The 15,943-nt window shown below is 68.1% G+C and carries 13 protein-coding genes; 9 read left to right on the top strand and 4 right to left on the bottom strand.

Translation table 11 applies throughout. The features are described 5' to 3' along the window. The first annotated feature begins 3 nt into the window (after positions 1–3). From murC to lpxC, 5 genes are all read left to right on the top strand, one after another. A complete protein-coding gene (gene murC / locus ACIPR8_RS18155; protein ID WP_192286674.1) occupies positions 4–1,440 on the top strand; it encodes a UDP-N-acetylmuramate--L-alanine ligase in 1,437 nt (478 codons plus the stop codon). 91 nt (positions 1,441–1,531) lie between these two features. After that, positions 1,532–2,260: a cell division protein FtsQ/DivIB gene (locus tag ACIPR8_RS18150; protein WP_132864983.1), complete on the top strand. Its 729-nt coding sequence runs from the start codon at positions 1,532–1,534 to the stop codon at positions 2,258–2,260. Continuing rightward, positions 2,257–3,492 carry a cell division protein FtsA gene (gene ftsA / locus ACIPR8_RS18145; protein ID WP_132864982.1) on the top strand — a complete coding sequence of 412 codons (1,236 nt, stop codon included), beginning with the start codon at positions 2,257–2,259 and terminating at the stop codon, positions 3,490–3,492. Before ACIPR8_RS18150 ends, ftsA begins: the two co-directional genes overlap by 4 nt. Before the next feature lie 200 nt (positions 3,493–3,692). Next, complete coding sequence (gene ftsZ, locus ACIPR8_RS18140; protein WP_132864981.1) at positions 3,693–4,925, top strand: cell division protein FtsZ; 1,233 nt, start codon at positions 3,693–3,695, stop codon at positions 4,923–4,925. A 275-nt stretch (positions 4,926–5,200) separates the two neighbouring features. After that, positions 5,201–6,112: a UDP-3-O-acyl-N-acetylglucosamine deacetylase gene (lpxC, locus tag ACIPR8_RS18135; RefSeq protein WP_132864980.1), complete on the top strand. Its 912-nt coding sequence runs from the start codon at positions 5,201–5,203 to the stop codon at positions 6,110–6,112. Between the two features lie 223 nt (positions 6,113–6,335). Here lpxC and ACIPR8_RS18130 read toward each other — a convergent pair whose 3' ends face one another. Beyond that, positions 6,336–6,770 (bottom strand): DUF721 domain-containing protein, encoded by a 435-nt coding sequence (locus ACIPR8_RS18130; protein WP_192286673.1) that lies wholly within the window; start codon positions 6,768–6,770, stop codon positions 6,336–6,338. A gap of 12 nt (positions 6,771–6,782) precedes the next feature. Here ACIPR8_RS18130 and ACIPR8_RS18125 point away from each other — a divergent pair, with 12 nt between their 5' ends. From ACIPR8_RS18125 to ACIPR8_RS18115, 3 genes are all read left to right on the top strand, one after another. Beyond that, a complete protein-coding gene (locus ACIPR8_RS18125) occupies positions 6,783–7,733 on the top strand; it encodes a M23 family metallopeptidase (protein WP_192286672.1) in 951 nt (316 codons plus the stop codon). A gap of 160 nt (positions 7,734–7,893) precedes the next feature. Beyond that, the gene (gene secA, locus ACIPR8_RS18120) at positions 7,894–10,602 is read left to right on the top strand and encodes a preprotein translocase subunit SecA (protein ID WP_132864977.1); all 2,709 of its coding nucleotides are present in this window, start codon (positions 7,894–7,896) and stop codon (positions 10,600–10,602) included. Positions 10,603–10,842: 240 nt separating this feature from the next. Next, positions 10,843–11,796, top strand: coding sequence for a Nudix family hydrolase (locus tag ACIPR8_RS18115; RefSeq protein ID WP_313252682.1), 954 nt, complete (start codon positions 10,843–10,845; stop codon positions 11,794–11,796). On the opposite strand, the gene ACIPR8_RS18110 is transcribed toward ACIPR8_RS18115, so the two are convergent. The 3 genes from ACIPR8_RS18110 to ACIPR8_RS18100 all read right to left on the bottom strand — a co-directional run bounded on the left by ACIPR8_RS18110 (position 11,786) and on the right by ACIPR8_RS18100 (position 13,990). After that, positions 11,786–12,406, bottom strand: a complete 621-nt coding sequence (locus ACIPR8_RS18110; RefSeq protein WP_192286670.1) for a DUF4124 domain-containing protein — start codon at positions 12,404–12,406, stop codon at positions 11,786–11,788. The genes ACIPR8_RS18115 and ACIPR8_RS18110 overlap by 11 nt on opposite strands. Before the next feature lie 55 nt (positions 12,407–12,461). Then, positions 12,462–13,292, bottom strand: coding sequence for a methylenetetrahydrofolate reductase [NAD(P)H] (metF, locus tag ACIPR8_RS18105; protein ID WP_132864974.1), 831 nt, complete (start codon positions 13,290–13,292; stop codon positions 12,462–12,464). An 86-nt stretch (positions 13,293–13,378) separates the two neighbouring features. Further along, entirely contained in the window at positions 13,379–13,990 is a 612-nt protein-coding gene (locus tag ACIPR8_RS18100) for a COG4705 family protein (RefSeq protein ID WP_446541912.1), read from the bottom strand. Between the two features lie 326 nt (positions 13,991–14,316). Between ACIPR8_RS18100 and ACIPR8_RS18095 the strand changes: the two genes are divergently transcribed. Next, positions 14,317–15,930 carry an APC family permease gene (locus ACIPR8_RS18095; protein WP_313252676.1) on the top strand — a complete coding sequence of 538 codons (1,614 nt, stop codon included), beginning with the start codon at positions 14,317–14,319 and terminating at the stop codon, positions 15,928–15,930. The last annotated feature ends 13 nt before the right edge of the window (positions 15,931–15,943 follow it).

The following is a 15,943-nucleotide window of genomic DNA, read 5'->3' as shown; positions in this document are numbered from 1 at the left end:
GGCATGATCCGTCGCCTCCACGACACCAACGACCTGGTCCGCGCGTTCCCGCGCGTGCACTTCGTCGGCATCGGCGGCACCGGCATGAGCGGCATCGCCGAAGTCATGCTGACCCTGGGCTACGAAGTCTCCGGTTCGGACAACGCCGACAACGCGGCTACCCGTCGCCTGTCGCGGCTGGGGGCGCGCGTGATGCGCGGTCACTCGGCCGCCAACGTGCTGGGCACCGACTGCATCGTCGTCTCCAGCGCCATCCGCGAGGACAACCCGGAGCTGATGGAGGCGCGCAGCCAGCGCATCCCGATCATGCCGCGCGCGGCGATGCTGGCCGAGCTGATGCGCTTCCGTCGCGGCATCGCGGTGGCCGGCACGCACGGCAAGACCACCACCACCTCGCTGACCGCCGCGGTGCTGAGCGAAGGCAACCTGGACCCGACCTTCGTGATCGGTGGCCAGTTGCTGGCCGCCGGCGCCAACGCCAAGCTCGGCGGTGGCCAGTGGCTGGTGGCCGAGGCCGACGAGAGCGACGGCAGCTTCCTGCGCCTGAACCCGCTGGTGGCGGTGATCACCAACATCGATGCGGACCACCTGGAGAACTACGGCAACGACTTCGCCCGCGTCCAGGCCGCATTCGCCGAGTTCCTGCAGCGCCTGCCGTTCTACGGCCTGGCGGTGCTGTGCATCGACGACCCGGAAGTGGCGGCGTTGGCGGCCAAGACCCCGCGCCACGTGATGAGCTACGGCATGAGCAGCAATGCCGACGTGCGTGCCGAGGACGTGGTCCAGGACGGCGCCTGCATGCGCTTCACCCTGCGCCTGCCGGAAGGCAGCTCGGTGCCGGTCAAGCTGGCCCTGCCGGGCAAGCACAACGTGCTCAACGCGCTGGCCGCCGCTGCGGTGGGCTGGCAGCTGGGTGTGGCCCCGGAAGCCATCGCCGCCGCGCTGGAGAAGTTCGAAGGCGTCGGCCGCCGCTTCAACGACCTGGGCATCGTGACCACCCACAAGGGGGCCAAGGTGCGGGTGATCGACGACTACGGCCATCACCCGCGCGAGCTGGCGGCGGTGTTCGCCGCTGCCCGGGGCGGTTGGCCGTCGCAACGCCTGGTGGTGGCCTTCCAGCCGCACCGCTACAGCCGTACCCGTGATCAGTTCGATGCCTTCGCCGCGGTGCTGTCCGAAGTGGACGCGCTGGTGCTGAGCGAGGTCTACCCGGCCGGCGAAGCGCCGATCCCGGGTGCCGATTCCAAGTCGCTGGCACGCGCCATCCGCGCACGCGGTCGCAGCGAGCCGGTGGTGGTCGGCCAGGCGGCCGACCTGGCCTCGGTGCTGCCGGACGTCCTGCAGGACGGCGACCTGCTGCTGATGATGGGGGCCGGCGACATCGGCGCGGTGGCCCAGACGGTGGTGACCGAAGGCTTCAAGGAGCACCCGGCCGAATGAACCGCCACGCATTCCCGTCCATGCCCGCCCACATCGCCGCGCCGCGGTCGGTGTCGGCCGCGCGTGCGCGGAATGCGGGGGAGGGCGCGCGATGAACGCGCTCCTGCGCATGCTCGCCTGGTTGCTGGCCATCGCCCTGGTGGCGCTGCCGGTGGTGGCCGTGCTCAACGGCTGGGTCGGCGCCGAGCGTTGGCCGCTGGCCAAGCTGCGCGTGCACGGCGAATTCAAGCGGGTCTCCGGCGAACAGCTGCAGAAGGCCCTGCTGCCGTATGCACGCGCCGGCTACTTCGCGGTCGAGCTGCAGGACGCGCAGAGCGCCGTGCAGAAACTGCCGTGGGTGGAGAGCGCGCAGGTGCGCAAGCAGTGGCCGGACGTGCTGGAAGTGACCATCGTCGAGCACAAGCCGTTCGCCCGCTGGGGCAAGGACCGGCTGCTGTCCGAGCAGGGCCGCCTGTTCGCCGTGCCGCATGGCCTGGAGGACGCGCCGCTGCCGCTGCTTGATGGCCCGGACAGCAAGACCGCCGAAGTGGTCGAGCTCTACAACGACTCGCGCGCGTTGTTCGCGCCGGCCGGGGTGGACGTGCACCAGGTGGTGATGGACGCCCGTGGCAGCTGGTCGCTGGCGCTGGACAACGGCACCGAGATCATCGTCGGCCGCAATGACGCACGCACGCGCCTGGCCCGCTTCGTGCGGGTGCTGCCGCAGCTCACGCGCACCCAGGTGCCGATCGTGCGCGCCGACCTTCGCTATACCAACGGTTTCACGCTGAGCTGGGGAACCCCGCCGCCGGCAACAAAGCAGACGCAGGACAGGACATGAATCGCAAGGGTGACAAATCGTTGATCGTCGGCCTGGACATCGGCACCTCCAAGGTGGTGGCGCTGGTGGGCGAGTACTCGCCGGGCAGCCCGATCGAGGTGATCGGCATCGGCTCGCACGAATCGCGCGGCCTCAAGCGCGGCGTGGTGGTGGACATCGAATCCACCGTGCAGTCGATCCAGCGCGCCATCGAGGAAGCCGAGCTGATGGCCGGCTGCGAGATCCGTTCGGTCTATGCCTCGATCTCCGGCAACCACGTGCAGTGCCGCAACTCGCAGGGCATCACCCCGATCCGCGAAGGCGAGGTCAGCTGGGGCGACCTGGACCGCGTGCTGGAAGCGGCCAAGGCGGTCGCCATCCCGGCCGACCAGAAGATCCTGCATGCGATCCCGCGCGAGTACGTGCTGGACGACTCGCAGGAAGGCATCCGCAACCCGGTCGGCATGACCGGCGTGCGCCTGGAGGTGCATGCGCACCTGGTGGTGTGCGCGCAGTCGGCTGCGGCCAACATCAGCAAGTGCGTGCAGCGCTGCGGCCTGCAGGTCGACGACCTGGTGCTGTCCTCGCTGGCCTCCAGCGTGGCGGTGCTGACCGCCGACGAGCGCGAGCTGGGCGTGGTGCTGGTGGACATCGGCGCAGGCACCACCGACATCGCGGTGTACGTGCAGGGCGCGATCTGCCACACCGCCTCGCTGCCGATCGCCGGTGACCACGTCACCAACGACATCGCCCACATGCTGCGCACCCCGACCCCGGAAGCGGAGCAGATCAAGGTGCGCTACGCCTGCGCGCTGGCGCAGCTGGCCACTGCCGAGGAGAGCATCCAGGTGCCGTCGGTCGGCGACCGCCCGCCGCGTCGCATGCCGCGTCATTCCCTGGCGCAGGCGGTGCAGGGCCGCTACGAGGAAATCTTTGAAATGGTGCAGGCCGAGCTGCGCCGTTCCGGCTTCGAGGAGATGGTGCGCGCCGGCGTGGTGCTCACCGGCGGCGCCTCGAAGATGGAAGGCGTGGTCGAGCTGGCCGAGGAAATGCTGCAGATGCCGGTACGCGTGGGCATCCCGCAGCACGTCACCGGGCTGGGCGAGGTAGTGGGCAACCCGGTGCATGCCACCGGCGTGGGCCTGCTGCTGATGGGCAGCCAGATCGAGCACCCGCGTCGTCCGTCGTTGCCCACCGGGCGCGCCGGCAGCGTGTTCAACAAATTGAAGAACTGGTTCCGCGGCGAGTTCTGAGCGTCGCGGCAGTAGTGCAGTGAAGTGGTAGGCAGGGCAAGACGAAGTGCAGTAACGCAGTCATTGATACAGGCAACAACGCCGCGCAGGGGCAGCCCGGGCGGTACATCAACTAAAACTCGCCGGTGCGGGCGGGCGCAGAAGGAGAAGGATGCTTCCCGGATGCCCGACCCAATCACGGCAATAGAGAGGACATGGACATGGCGCATTTCGAACTGATTGAAAAGATGGCACCGAACGCGGTGATCAAGGTGGTTGGCGTGGGCGGCGGCGGCGGCAACGCCGTGGCGCACATGGTCAACAGCAGCGTGGATGGCGTGGAGTTCATCACCGCCAACACCGACTCGCAGGCCATCAAGAATTGCGGTGCCAAGCTGCAGCTGCAGCTGGGTACCAACGTCACCAAGGGCCTGGGCGCAGGCGCCAACCCGGAAGTCGGCCGCCAGGCCGCCCTGGAAGACCGTGAGCGCATCATGGACGCCCTGCAGGGGGCGGACATGGTGTTCATCACCGCCGGCATGGGCGGTGGCACCGGCACCGGCGCCGCGCCGGTGGTGGCGCAGCTGGCCAAGGAAATGGGCATCCTGACCGTGGCCGTGGTCACCAAGCCGTTCCCGTTCGAAGGCCGTCGCCGCATGCAGGTCGCGCTGAAGGGCATCGAGGAACTGAGCCAGCACGTCGACTCGCTGATCACCATCCCGAACGAGAAGCTGATCACCGTGCTCGGCCGCAACGCCACCATGGTGCAGGCCTTCCGTGCCGCCAACGACGTGCTGCAGGGCGCCGTGCAGGGCATCGCCGACCTGATCGTGCGTCCGGGCCTGATCAACGTCGACTTCGCCGACGTGCGCACCGTGATGTCGGAGATGGGCCTGGCCATGATGGGCACCGGCACCGCGCGTGGCGATGACCGCGCCCAGGCCGCCGCCGAGGCCGCCATCCAGAACCCGCTGCTGGACGACGTGAACCTGGCCGGTGCCAACGGCATCCTGGTCAACATCACCGCCGGCCCGGACTTCACCATGAGCGAGTTCGACGAGATCGGCCGCACCATCGACGGCTTCTCCTCCGAGGACGCCACCGTGGTGGTGGGCACCGTGCTCGACCCGGACATGCAGGACGAAGTGCGCGTGACCGTGGTGGCCACCGGCTTGAACCGTGCCGTTGCCAAGGGCGCCGCGCCGCGTGCCGGCGAACGCGCACCGATCAAGCTGGTCCGCAACGCCACCACCGGCCAGGCCGAGTTCGGCGAGTACGAAAGCCCGGCCGATGCCGTGGCCAAGGCCGCCGGCAACTCGCTGGGCATGGGCCTGCGTCGTCCGAGCGCCGATACCGCTGCCGCCTCGTCGGCATCGGCTTCGACCCCGGCCGCCGCCGAACTGCCGAGCGACTACCTGGACATCCCGGCGTTCCTGCGCCGCCAGGCGGACTGATCCGGCCGGCATGACCGGGCGTGCCGGCCCCTGCGCCTGCCGATGACGGCAGGCCGGGGCAGGCCTGGCCCGTGGCAAGGCAATACACGTCGGGGCCGTCCACCCCGACGGGCAACATCCATGTCCTTTGTCGCCGGGCCAGGGCAGGCCCGGCGGCATTTTCCGTCCTGAATCGCGGCAGGCGCCTCGTTTCAGTGGGCCAGGGCCGCGTGTGAACGCGTGTTATTCTTGTTTGTCCCCGGCCGCGCATGCGCGGCTTTCCCGGTTCCGAGTCCATGATCCAGCAACGCACCCTCAAGAACACGATCCGCGCCACCGGCGTCGGCCTGCACAGCGGTGACAAGGTCTACATGACCCTGCGCCCTGCGCCGGTGGACCATGGCATCGTGTTCCGCCGCGTCGATCTGGAGCCCGTGGTCGAAGTGCCGGCCCGTGCCGACCTGGTCACCGAAGTCACGCTGTGCACCGGGCTGACCTGCGAAGGCGCCAAGATCCAGACCGTCGAACACCTGATGTCGGCCTTGGCCGGCCTGGGCGTGGACAACGCCATCGTCGAGCTGTCCTCGGCCGAGCTGCCGATCATGGACGGTTCGTCCGGCCCGTTCGTGTTCCTGCTGCAGTCGGCGGGCATCATCGAGCAGGACGCGCCCAAGCGTTTCCTGCGCATCCTCAAGACGGTGGAAGTGCGCGACGGCGACAAGGTCGCCCGCTTCGACCCGTACGAGGGCTACAAGCTGGGCTTCACCATCCAGTTCGACCACCCGATGATCCCGGCCAAGCAGTCGCGCGCCGAGGTCGAGTTCTCCACGGCCGCCTACATCAAGGAAATCTCCCGCGCGCGCACCTTCGGCTTCATGCGCGACCTGGAGTACATGCGCGAGCGCAACCTGGGCCTGGGCGGCTCGATGGACAACGCCATCGTGCTGGATGAGTTCCGCGTGCTCAACGACGACGGGCTGCGCTACGCCGACGAGTTCGTGCGTCACAAGATTCTCGATGCCATCGGCGACCTGTACCTGGCCGGTGGCCAGGTGCTCGGGGCCTACGAGGGCTTCAAGTCCGGCCATGCGCTCAACAACAAGCTGGTGCGTGCCCTGCTGGCCGACCAGAGCGCCTGGGAATGGGCCAGCTACGCGTCCCCCACCGCCACCGACCCGGTGGTCTACGGTGTCCCCGCCCTGGCCTGAGCCGGGCGCTCACCCGCGCATGTGTCCTGTTCTGTCCCACGGACAGGCGGACAGCTGTGTTGTCGAAATGTGAACCTCGCGCGGGTTCGAGCCTGAATTTAACTAAAAGTTAACAAAAGACTAACTCCCCGGTCGCATTCGGCGGCTAGGATTCCTGCCGGCTTCCTGTTTGTCCCCCCTCGGGGTGGCGGACGGGAACCGGGGCCCCAGGGCCCCGGTGGTTTCAGGAACGCGTGGGTTTCACATCCTGAAGGGCAGCCAGGGCGTCACGCAGGCCTTTGTGCGTGGCTTCCGACACTGCGGTACTGCGCTGGTCGTTACGCACTGGGGAGTGCGGTGGCGCAGTGGCAGTCTTGACGGTCACCCGTGTGACCTTCAGCCCGATGGATCGGGCCGCGTCGATCAGCTGGCCTTCGGCAAGCCTTACCTTGGCATGCCACACCGGCGATTCGACGAGAAAAACGAGGTGTTCGCCGTCCACATTGGCCAACCGGCAACGGTTTGCCAGCGCCGGCGGCAAATGGGGGCGCAACTGCCGGTCCAGCGCATCGAGCCACAGGGCTCGTCGCAACGGGTTTCCAGCTTTGTCCGCCATCACCGCTTCCAGCGCCTGCTTGGGCGCGGAACGGGAACGAACGCTGGATTTCGGCTCAGACATAAGAATTCTTCAATGGCATTCAAAAAGATCGTAATCAAAACGCGTGAACCGCAGGCCAAGACGCCGCTCGCACGCGTTCAGATGTACTTCGAGGATCGACCCAAGGCGTTGCTGGGCAGCGTACTTGGACTGGGGTGCCTGATGGGCGTGGCGATGAGCTTCGCGCTGGGCATGGTCGGGGATTCGGCCCTGCAAGCCAAGGTCGACCACCAGGAGCAGGAGCTGGCCAAGGTCCGTGCCGACGCACAGACCCAGGTCAATGCGCTGGCCGCCCGCCTGGGCGAGCTGCAGGCCCAGGCCACGCGCCTGAACGCCCTGGGCGAGCGCCTGACCCAGATGGGCAAGCTGCAGGACGGCGAGTTCGACTTCAACGAAACCCCCGGCATGGGTGACGGCGATCCGGGCCCGACCCAGGACATCCCGGCCAACGCGGTCAACAGCGACTTACAGGTGCTGGAGCAGCGTTTCGCTGCTTCAGGCAAGCAGTTGTCGGTGCTGGAGTCGCTGCTGTTCGACCACCAGCTCGAGCAGAACGCCGTGCCCTCGCGCATGCCGATCAGCAACACCTACATCACCTCCAGCTTCGGTACCCGCGCCGACCCGTTCGGCCGCGGTGCCGGCAACCACAAGGGCATGGACTTCCACGCCCGCGTCGGCGACCCGGTCATGGCCGTGGCCGATGGCGTGGTCAGCTATTCCGGGGTCAAGGGCGGCTACGGCAACGTGGTCGAGATCGACCACGGCAACGGCTACAAGACCCTGTACGCCCACAACTCCCGCCTGACCGTGCGCGAAGGTGCGCTGGTCCGGGCCGGGCAGGAAGTGGCCAAGGCCGGCTCCACCGGCCGCTCCACCGGTGCCCACGTGCACTTCGAGGTCTGGCAGAACGGCCAGGTCATGAACCCGCGCAAGTTCCTGGGCGAGGGTGGCAACACCCCGGTCGGCCGTCTCAGCCGGGGCTGATGTTTGCCGGGTGCGGGTGGCTTGAATCGCCAAGCCCCCGCCCCAAGCTACAATAGGCGTTGCCATAGACAGGGCGCATTGCGCCCTGTTTCGTTTGTGACGAGGTGAACCCGGGGGGGATCCTGCGTCGCGCGGCATTTCATTCAAACCGGTTCCTTCAATGATCAACAGCCTGCTTACCCGCGTTTTTGGCAGCCGTAACGAGCGCCAGCTGCGCCAGCTCAACCGTATCGTCGCCAAGATCAATGCCTTGGAGCCGGAGATCCAGACGCTCTCCGACGACCAGCTCAAAGCCAAGACCACCGCGTTCCGCGAGCGCATCGCCGGCGGTGAAACCCTGGACAAGGTGCTGCCGGAGGCCTTCGCGGTCTGCCGCGAGGCATCCAAGCGCGTGCTGGGCATGCGCCATTACGACGTGCAGCTGATCGGCGGCATGGTGCTGCACCTGGGCAAGATCGCCGAAATGCGTACCGGTGAAGGCAAGACCCTGGTGGCAACGCTGCCGGTCTACCTCAATGCGCTGGAAGGCAAGGGCGTCCACGTGGTCACCGTGAACGACTACCTGGCCCGCCGCGATGCCGCGCAGATGGGCAAGCTGTACAACTGGCTGGGCCTGAGCGTGGGCGTGGTCTACCCGGGCATGCCGCACGGCGACAAGCGCGAAGCCTATGGCTGCGACATCACCTACGGCACCAACAACGAATTCGGCTTCGACTACCTGCGCGACAACATGGCGCTGACCCGCGCCGACCGTTACCAGCGCGGCCTGCACTACGCCATCGTCGACGAAGTCGACTCGATCCTGATCGACGAGGCGCGTACCCCGCTGATCATCTCCGGCCCGGCCGATGATTCCCCGGAGCTGTACATCCGCGTCAACCGCGTGGTGCCGCACCTGATCCGCCAGGACGCCGAAGACGGCGAGGGCGACTACTGGGTGGACGAGAAGGGCAAGCAGGTCTACCTGTCCGAGGCCGGCATGGAGCATGCCGAGACCCTGCTGCGTGAAGCCGGCATCATCGGCGAGGACAACGACAACGGCCTGTACGCCGCGCAGAACCTGACCGTCGTCCACCACCTCAACGCCGCCCTGCGCGCGCACGCGATCTACCAGCGTGACGTGGACTACATCGTGCGTGATGGCGAAGTGGTGATCGTCGACGAGTTCACCGGCCGTACCCTGGCCGGCCGCCGCTGGTCCGATGGTCTGCACCAGGCGGTGGAAGCGAAGGAAGGCGTGCCGGTCCAGCGCGAGAACCAGACGCTGGCCAGCATCACCTTCCAGAACCTGTTCCGCATGTACAAGAAGCTGTCCGGCATGACCGGCACGGCCGACACGGAAGCCTACGAATTCCAGAGCATCTACGGCCTGGAAGTGGTGGTGATCCCGACCAACAAGCCGACCGTGCGCAAGGACCACCCGGACCAGGTGTTCCTCAACCGCACCGGCAAGTTCAACGCGGTGCTGGCCGACATCGAGGAATGCGCCAAGCGCGGCCAGCCGGTGCTGGTGGGTACCACCTCGATCGAAACCTCGGAGATGCTGTCCGAGCACCTGCGCAAGGCCGGCGTGAAGCACGAAGTGCTCAACGCCAAGCAGCACGACCGCGAAGCGACCATCGTCGCCAACGCCGGCCGCCCGGGCTCGGTGACCATCGCCACCAACATGGCCGGCCGCGGTACCGACATCGTGCTCGGCGGCTCGCTGGAAACCGAGCTGCACGAGCTGGGCGAGGATGCCACCGACGCGCAGAAGGCCGCGCTCAAGGCGGCTTGGCAGGAGCGCCATGACGCGGTGAAGGCCGCTGGCGGCCTGCACATCGTCGGCACCGAGCGCCACGAATCGCGTCGTATCGACAACCAGCTGCGTGGCCGTTCCGGCCGCCAGGGTGACCCGGGCTCGTCCCGCTTCTACCTGTCGCTGGAAGACAACCTGATGCGCATCTTCGCCTCGGACTGGGTGCAGAAGGCGATGCGCCTGATGGGCATGAAGGAAGACGACGTCATCGAAGACCGCATGGTCAGCCGCCAGATCGAGAAGGCGCAGCGCAAGGTCGAAGCGCACAACTTCGACATCCGCAAGAACCTGCTGGACTTCGACGACGTCAACAACGACCAGCGCAAGGTGATCTACGCCCAGCGCGACGAGCTGCTGGACGCCGAGTCGGTCAAGGAGAACATCGACGGCATCCGCGGCGACGTGATCTACGACCTGGTGACCCGCTTCGTGCCGGCCAATTCGGTGGACGAGCAGTGGGACCTGCCGGGCCTGCAGGCCACCCTGCACGCCGAGCTGGGCGTGGAGATGGACGTGGTCGGGCTGGTCAAGCAGCACGAGGAGCTGGACGCCGAGGGCATCGCGCAGAAGGTCATCGAGTTCATGGATGAGCACTTCGCGCAGAAGGAAGTGTCCGTGGGCGTGGAAACCATGCGGGCGCTCGAGAAGCACGTGATGCTGACCGTGCTCGACCAGAGCTGGAAGGAGCACCTGGCCCGCATGGACTACCTGCGCCAGGGCATCTACCTGCGCGGTTACGCGCAGAAGCAGCCCAAGCAGGAGTACAAGAAGGAAGCCTTCGAGCTGTTCTCGGACATGCTGGAGAACGTCAAGCGCGAGGTGATCCTGATGCTGTCGCGCGTGCGTATCCGCAGCGAGGAGGAAGTGGCGGCGATGGAGGCGCTGGAGCGCCAGCAGGCCGAGGCCCGCCTGAAGATGTCGCAGTTCCAGCACCAGGACAACGGCGGCTACAGCGCCGACGAGGAAGCCGAGCAGGCGCTGGCCTCGGGCGAGGTCAAGGTCGGCCGCAACGACCCCTGTCCGTGCGGCAGCGGCAAGAAGTACAAGCACTGCCACGGCCAGTTGAACTGATCCACGAAACGCCCCGCGCAAGCGGGGCGTTCTCGTCATGGCGAGCGGCAGGAACGGCCTGGGCCGCGCCGCCGGTGCGGCCGGCCCCATGCGCGCGGTGACCGCCGGGGATTCCGGTGCGGCGGGCTGCCGTGCTCCGCGGCCGCGGTCGCTCCCGCGGCTGGGTTCGATGTCTCGAATCCGGATCGTGGCGCACGGTTCCCGTTGCGCGTGCGGGCGCTTGTTCGGCATGCTCGTGGCATGAATTCCCCCCTGCGTTCAATCCACGTCGTGGCCGCCGTCATTGTCGATGCGCGCGGCCGCATCCTGCTCAACCGCCGCACCGGCAACAGCGACATGGCCGGCCTGTGGGAGTTCCCCGGTGGCAAGCGCGAACCCGGCGAAACCTCCGAGCAGGCGTTGGCGCGTGAGCTGCACGAAGAGCTGGGCATCGAGGCCGAGGTGGGCGAGTGGGTGATGGAGGTGCCGCAGCTCTACCCGGACAAGCGCCTGCGCCTGGAAGTGCGCATGGTGCGGCAATGGAAAGGGACGGCACGCGGCCGCGAAGGGCAGGCGATCACGTGGGTGACGCCGGACAAGCTGGGGCGCTACTCGATGCCGCCGGCGGACCTGCCGGTGGTGGCGGCGCTGCGCCAGCCGGAGTGCTACCTGGTCACGCCCGAGCCGCTGCACGGCGACGCGGCCTGGCTGGCCGGCATCGAGGCCGCCGTGGCTTCCGGCATCCGCCGGGTCCAGCTACGCACGCCGGTGGCCGCCGATCGCCAGGCACTGGCCCGCAGCGCGGTGCAGCGCTTCGGGCGGGATCTGGAACTGCTGATCAACCGCGACATCGCCCTGGCGCAGGAGCTGGGGGTTGGCGTGCACCTGGGCGGCGAGCAGTTGCTGGCGTTGGAGGCGCGCCCACTGCCGGCGACGCTGCCGGTGGCCGCGTCCTGCCACGACCTGGCGCAGTTGCAGGCCGCGCAACGACTGGGCTGCGACTTCGCGGTGCTCGGCCCGGTACGGGCCACCGCGACCCACCCCGATGCGACGCCACTGGGCTGGGAGGCGTTCGAACGCCTGCGCGAGCAGGTGTCATTGCCGATCTATGCGATCGGCGGACTGGCGGCGGCCGACGTGCAGGCCGCGCGCCAGCATGGCGCCTTGGGCGTGGCGGCGATCCGTTCGCTGTGGCCGGCCGTGCTTACAGCGTGATCCAGAAGCAGTTGTACTGACGACGCAGCCGGAACACGGTGCGGCTCGGGGTGCTGCTGCGTGGCAGGGTCTGCTCCAGGCGCAGGCCGACGGGCCTGCGCGGCGTGTACTGCACGTTGGTGAGCAGGTGTTCGACCGGGGCCTCGGCGCTGCCATCGGCAGGGTCGACCGGGGTGCCGTCGGCATAGGTGAACGGTTGCGTGGGTGCCGGCGCGTAGGCAGGGGCTTCCGGGAACACCGGCGCGATGTCCACCAGCGGGCGCTGCACGATGTCATCCAGGCGGTCCATCACCCGCGTGGCAGCCTCGTTGGACAGGCCCGTCCACAGGTAGATGCCGGACAGCCGGTTGGGGTCGCGGGCGTCGGCGGCTGACTGGATGATGCCGACCACTTCGCTCAAGCGCCGCGCGCAGCTGTCGCGGTACAGGCCGCTGCTGCCGGCCGCCCGTGCGGGCGGCAACAGCCGCGCGCGGGCGCCCATCACTTCGCAGGGCTTGTCGCCGTACACGGTCTGGCCCTGCGGGTTGGTGCAGCGGTTGATCTGCTGTGCGGGTGCCTCGATGGCAGGCAGGGCGAGGCAGCTGAGCAGCAGGAGCAGGACGGTGCGCATCCGGCAAGGGTAACCACTGCCCCGTTAGGCCGGAAGTGATGCGGCGTGGGCCGTCTCAGCCGCGGTCGAGGCGCTGCAGTACCGCGTTGGTCGGCTTGGCCAGGTTGAGCGTGTAGAAGTGCAGCGACGGCGCGCCGCCGGCGATCAGGCGCTCGCACAGCGAAGCGACCACGTCGGCGCCAAACGCGCGCACCGACTCGGCGTCGTCGCCATAGGCCTGCATGCGCTTGCTGATCCAGCGCGGGATCTCGGCGCCGCACTGCTCGGAGAAGCGGCGCAGCTGGCTGAAATTGGAGATCGGCATGACACCGGGAATGATCGGCACGTCCACGCCGAGCCGGGTCACCGCGTCGACGAAATGGAAGTACGCATCGGCGTTGTAGAAGTACTGGGTGATGGCGGCATCGGCGCCGGCATCGATCTTGGTCTTGAAGTGGCGCAGGTCGGCCAGGGCATCGTTGGCCTGCGGGTGCGTCTCCGGGTAGGCGCCGACCTCGATGCGGAAGGCGTCGCCATGCTCGGCGCGGATGAAGGCGATCAGCTCGGAGGCGTAGCGCAGGTCACCGGGGAAACCCATGCCCGAGGGCAGGTCGCCGCGCAGCGCGACCAGGCGCTTGACCCCGATGGCGCGGTACAGCTTGAGCAGCTCGCGGATCTCCTCGCGGGTGCCGCCGACGCAGGACAGGTGCGGCGCCGCCTGGAAGCCATGGTGCTGGTTGAGGTGGCGCACCGTCTCGGAGGTGTAGCTCAGCGTCGAACCGCCCGCCCCGAAGGTACAGGACACGTACTCGGGCGCGTGGCCCTTGAGCTTGGCGGCGGTGCGGTCCAACTGGGCGCGCTGGTCGTCGGTCTTGGGGGGGTAGAACTCGAAGCTGATCGCGGTCATGGAGGGGGCCGGGCATGACGAATGCGAGCGATTATATCTCTCCATCAAGATGGATGTGCAAATGTTTCAGGCGTGACCGCCCCGGATCAGTGCGCGCGCCGCGCGGCCCGCTGTGGCAGCAGCGCGATGCAGGCGACGATGGCGACCAGCAGCACCGCCGTGCCGGCGTAGCGGCTCAGGGCCAGGCCGCCGTGGTCCAGTGGCTTGTCCAGGAAGTCGCCGACCACCGCGCCCAGCGGCCGGGTCAGGATGAAGGCCGTCCAGAACAGGGCGGTGCGCGAGGTGCGGGTGGTCAGGTACAGCGCCGCGACCAGTGCCAGCAGGCCGCCGAACAGGGCGATGCCACCGCCATACCCCAGTCCCTGGGTATCGGCGGCCCAGTCGCCCAGCGCGGTGCCACCGCTGTAGCCGATGCCCAGCGAGCGGTCGACGTAGTCGGCCAGGGTGGTGCCCACGGTGGTGCTGGCGACGATGGCGAACCAGTACAGCCAGGGCTGGAAGTCGCGGCTGCGGATCTGCGCACTGACCGCGATGACGAACACGCCGGCAAACAGCGCGGTACCGACCAGGTAGCCCAGTCCCATCGACAGGGTGACCGCGTCGCCGCCGACCTCGCCCAGCGTGGTGGCGAGGATCTTGATCAGCCAGAAACCGAGGGTGACGGCGGGGACCTTGCTGAGCGTGTGCGTGGTCGACATGGCGCGGGTCATGGACGGGGATGGCCTACCTTCGGAGCGAGCGTGTCGGAGCCGCGTCGTAGCCGGGGTGGCTGTTCATGCACCGGCCAGTTGCCGGCATCCGGGGCGTCGGGGGCGCGGCCCGGCCCTCCCCGGAGCGCCCCCGGTCGGCGGCTTCGGCTTGCATTGCGTCCCGGACAGGCGCATGACTGCGCTGCCCGGGTTCACCGGTTGTGCCGGTTGTGGCGGTAGCTGGCTGACCACGACCGATGGCAGGTGTCTGCCGGCCGGGCTTTGCGATGATCGACCTTCCTTTCCGTTGCCACGGCAGTTTCCCGGGAACCCGCATGAACACGTCCAGTGCCATCCGCCGCGACGTCGGCCCCATTGCCCTGATGCTGACCGGCCTGGGCTCGATCATCGGTTCGGGGTGGCTGTTCGGCGCCTGGCGCGCGGCGGGGCTGGCGGGCCCGGGGGCGATCTGGGCATGGATCCTGGGCGCGGCGATCATCCTGACCATCGCCCTGACCTATGCCGAGCTGGGCGCGATGTTCCCCGAGTCCGGCGGCATGGTGCGCTACAGCCACTACTCGCACGGGTCGCTGGTGGGTTTCATCGCCGCCTGGGCGAACTGGATCGCCATCGTCTCGGTGATCCCGGTCGAGGCCGAGGCCTCGGTGCAGTACATGGCGTCGTGGCCGTGGCAATGGGCCCAGGACATGTACGTGCAGATGCCCGACGGGCATGGCGAGCTGACCACGGCGGGCCTGCTGATCTCGGCGGTGCTGGTGGTGGTCTACTTCCTGATCAACTTCTGGAGCGTGAAGCTGTTCGCGCGCTCCAACAGCGCCATCACCGTGTTCAAGCTGGTGGTGCCGACCCTGACCGCGGTGGCACTGATCGCCAGTGGCTTCCACCACGGGAATTTCTCGGTGGGGCTGCACGGGGCCGGCAGCCCGACGCTGGATTTCGCCGCGGTGCTGACCGCGATCGCGACGGCCGGCATCGTCTTCAGCTTCAATGGCTTCCAGAGCCCGGTGAACCTGGCCGGTGAAGCGCGCAACCCGGGGCGCAGCATCCCGATGGCGGTGGTGGGATCGATCCTGCTGGCCACCGTGGTCTATGTGTTGCTGCAGGTGGCCTATCTCGGTGCGGTACCGCCGCAGATGCTGGAAAAGGCTGGCTGGCACGGTGTCGATTTCCGTTCGCCGTTCGCGCAGCTGGCGTTGCTGGCCAACCTGCAGTGGCTGGCGATGCTGCTGTACGTCGATGCCTTCGTCAGCCCCAGCGGCACCGGCATGACCTATACCGCCACCACCGCGCGCATGCTCTACGGCATGCAGCAGAACGGCACCGCGCCGCAGGCACTGGGGCGCATCCATCCGCGCTGGGGCGTGCCACGCCCGGCGATGTGGGTGAACCTGGCGGTGTCGTTCCTGTTCCTGTTCTTCTTCCGTGGCTGGGGCACGCTGGCGGCGGTGATCTCGGTGGCGACGGTGATCTCGTACATGACCGGTCCGATCAGCGCGATGTCGCTGCGTCGCACCGCGCCGGGCCTGCACCGGCCGCTGCGCGTGCTCGCGCTGCCGTTGCTGGCCGGGGTGGCATTCGTGATGGCCACCGAGCTGCTGTACTGGGCGCGCTGGCCGCTGACCGGGCAGATCATCCTGCTGATGGTGGTGGCGCTGCCGGTGTACTTCCATTACCAGCGCAAGATCGGGTGGCATGACTTCGGCCGCCAGTTCAAGGGCGCGCTGTGGCTGGTCTGCTACCTGCCGATGCTGGCGCTGGTGTCATGGCTGGGCAGCACCACCTTCGGTGGGCGGGGCCTGCTGCCGTACGGCTGGGACCTGGTGCTGGTGGCCGCGATCGGCATCGTGTTCTACGTGTGGGGCGTGAAGTCGGGCTGGCGCACGCCCTCGGTGGAAGTCGCCGAGCACGAGGCACGCGCACACGGTTGAGCTGGCGGGTGTC

The sequence above is a fragment of the Stenotrophomonas sp. LARHCG68 genome, from assembly GCF_052871705.1.
This window is presented reverse-complemented; position numbering and strand designations above follow the sequence as displayed.

Bases quoted from the DNA above. Each gene is read 5' to 3' on its own strand.
- murC (WP_192286674.1), top strand. From the start codon at position 4: ATGATCCGTCGCCTCCACGACACCAACGACCTGGTCCGCGCGTTCCCG.
- ACIPR8_RS18150 (WP_132864983.1), top strand. From the start codon at position 1,532: ATGAACGCGCTCCTGCGCATGCTCGCCTGGTTGCTGGCCATCGCCCTG.
- ftsA (WP_132864982.1), top strand. From the start codon at position 2,257: ATGAATCGCAAGGGTGACAAATCGTTGATCGTCGGCCTGGACATCGGC.
- ftsZ (WP_132864981.1), top strand. From the start codon at position 3,693: ATGGCGCATTTCGAACTGATTGAAAAGATGGCACCGAACGCGGTGATC.
- lpxC (WP_132864980.1), top strand. From the start codon at position 5,201: ATGATCCAGCAACGCACCCTCAAGAACACGATCCGCGCCACCGGCGTC.
- ACIPR8_RS18130 (WP_192286673.1), bottom strand. From the start codon at position 6,770: ATGTCTGAGCCGAAATCCAGCGTTCGTTCCCGTTCCGCGCCCAAGCAG.
- ACIPR8_RS18125 (WP_192286672.1), top strand. From the start codon at position 6,783: ATGGCATTCAAAAAGATCGTAATCAAAACGCGTGAACCGCAGGCCAAG.
- secA (WP_132864977.1), top strand. From the start codon at position 7,894: ATGATCAACAGCCTGCTTACCCGCGTTTTTGGCAGCCGTAACGAGCGC.
- ACIPR8_RS18115 (WP_313252682.1), top strand. From the start codon at position 10,843: ATGAATTCCCCCCTGCGTTCAATCCACGTCGTGGCCGCCGTCATTGTC.
- ACIPR8_RS18110 (WP_192286670.1), bottom strand. From the start codon at position 12,406: ATGCGCACCGTCCTGCTCCTGCTGCTCAGCTGCCTCGCCCTGCCTGCC.
- metF (WP_132864974.1), bottom strand. From the start codon at position 13,292: ATGACCGCGATCAGCTTCGAGTTCTACCCCCCCAAGACCGACGACCAG.
- ACIPR8_RS18100 (WP_446541912.1), bottom strand. From the start codon at position 13,990: ATGTCGACCACGCACACGCTCAGCAAGGTCCCCGCCGTCACCCTCGGT.
- ACIPR8_RS18095 (WP_313252676.1), top strand. From the start codon at position 14,317: ATGAACACGTCCAGTGCCATCCGCCGCGACGTCGGCCCCATTGCCCTG.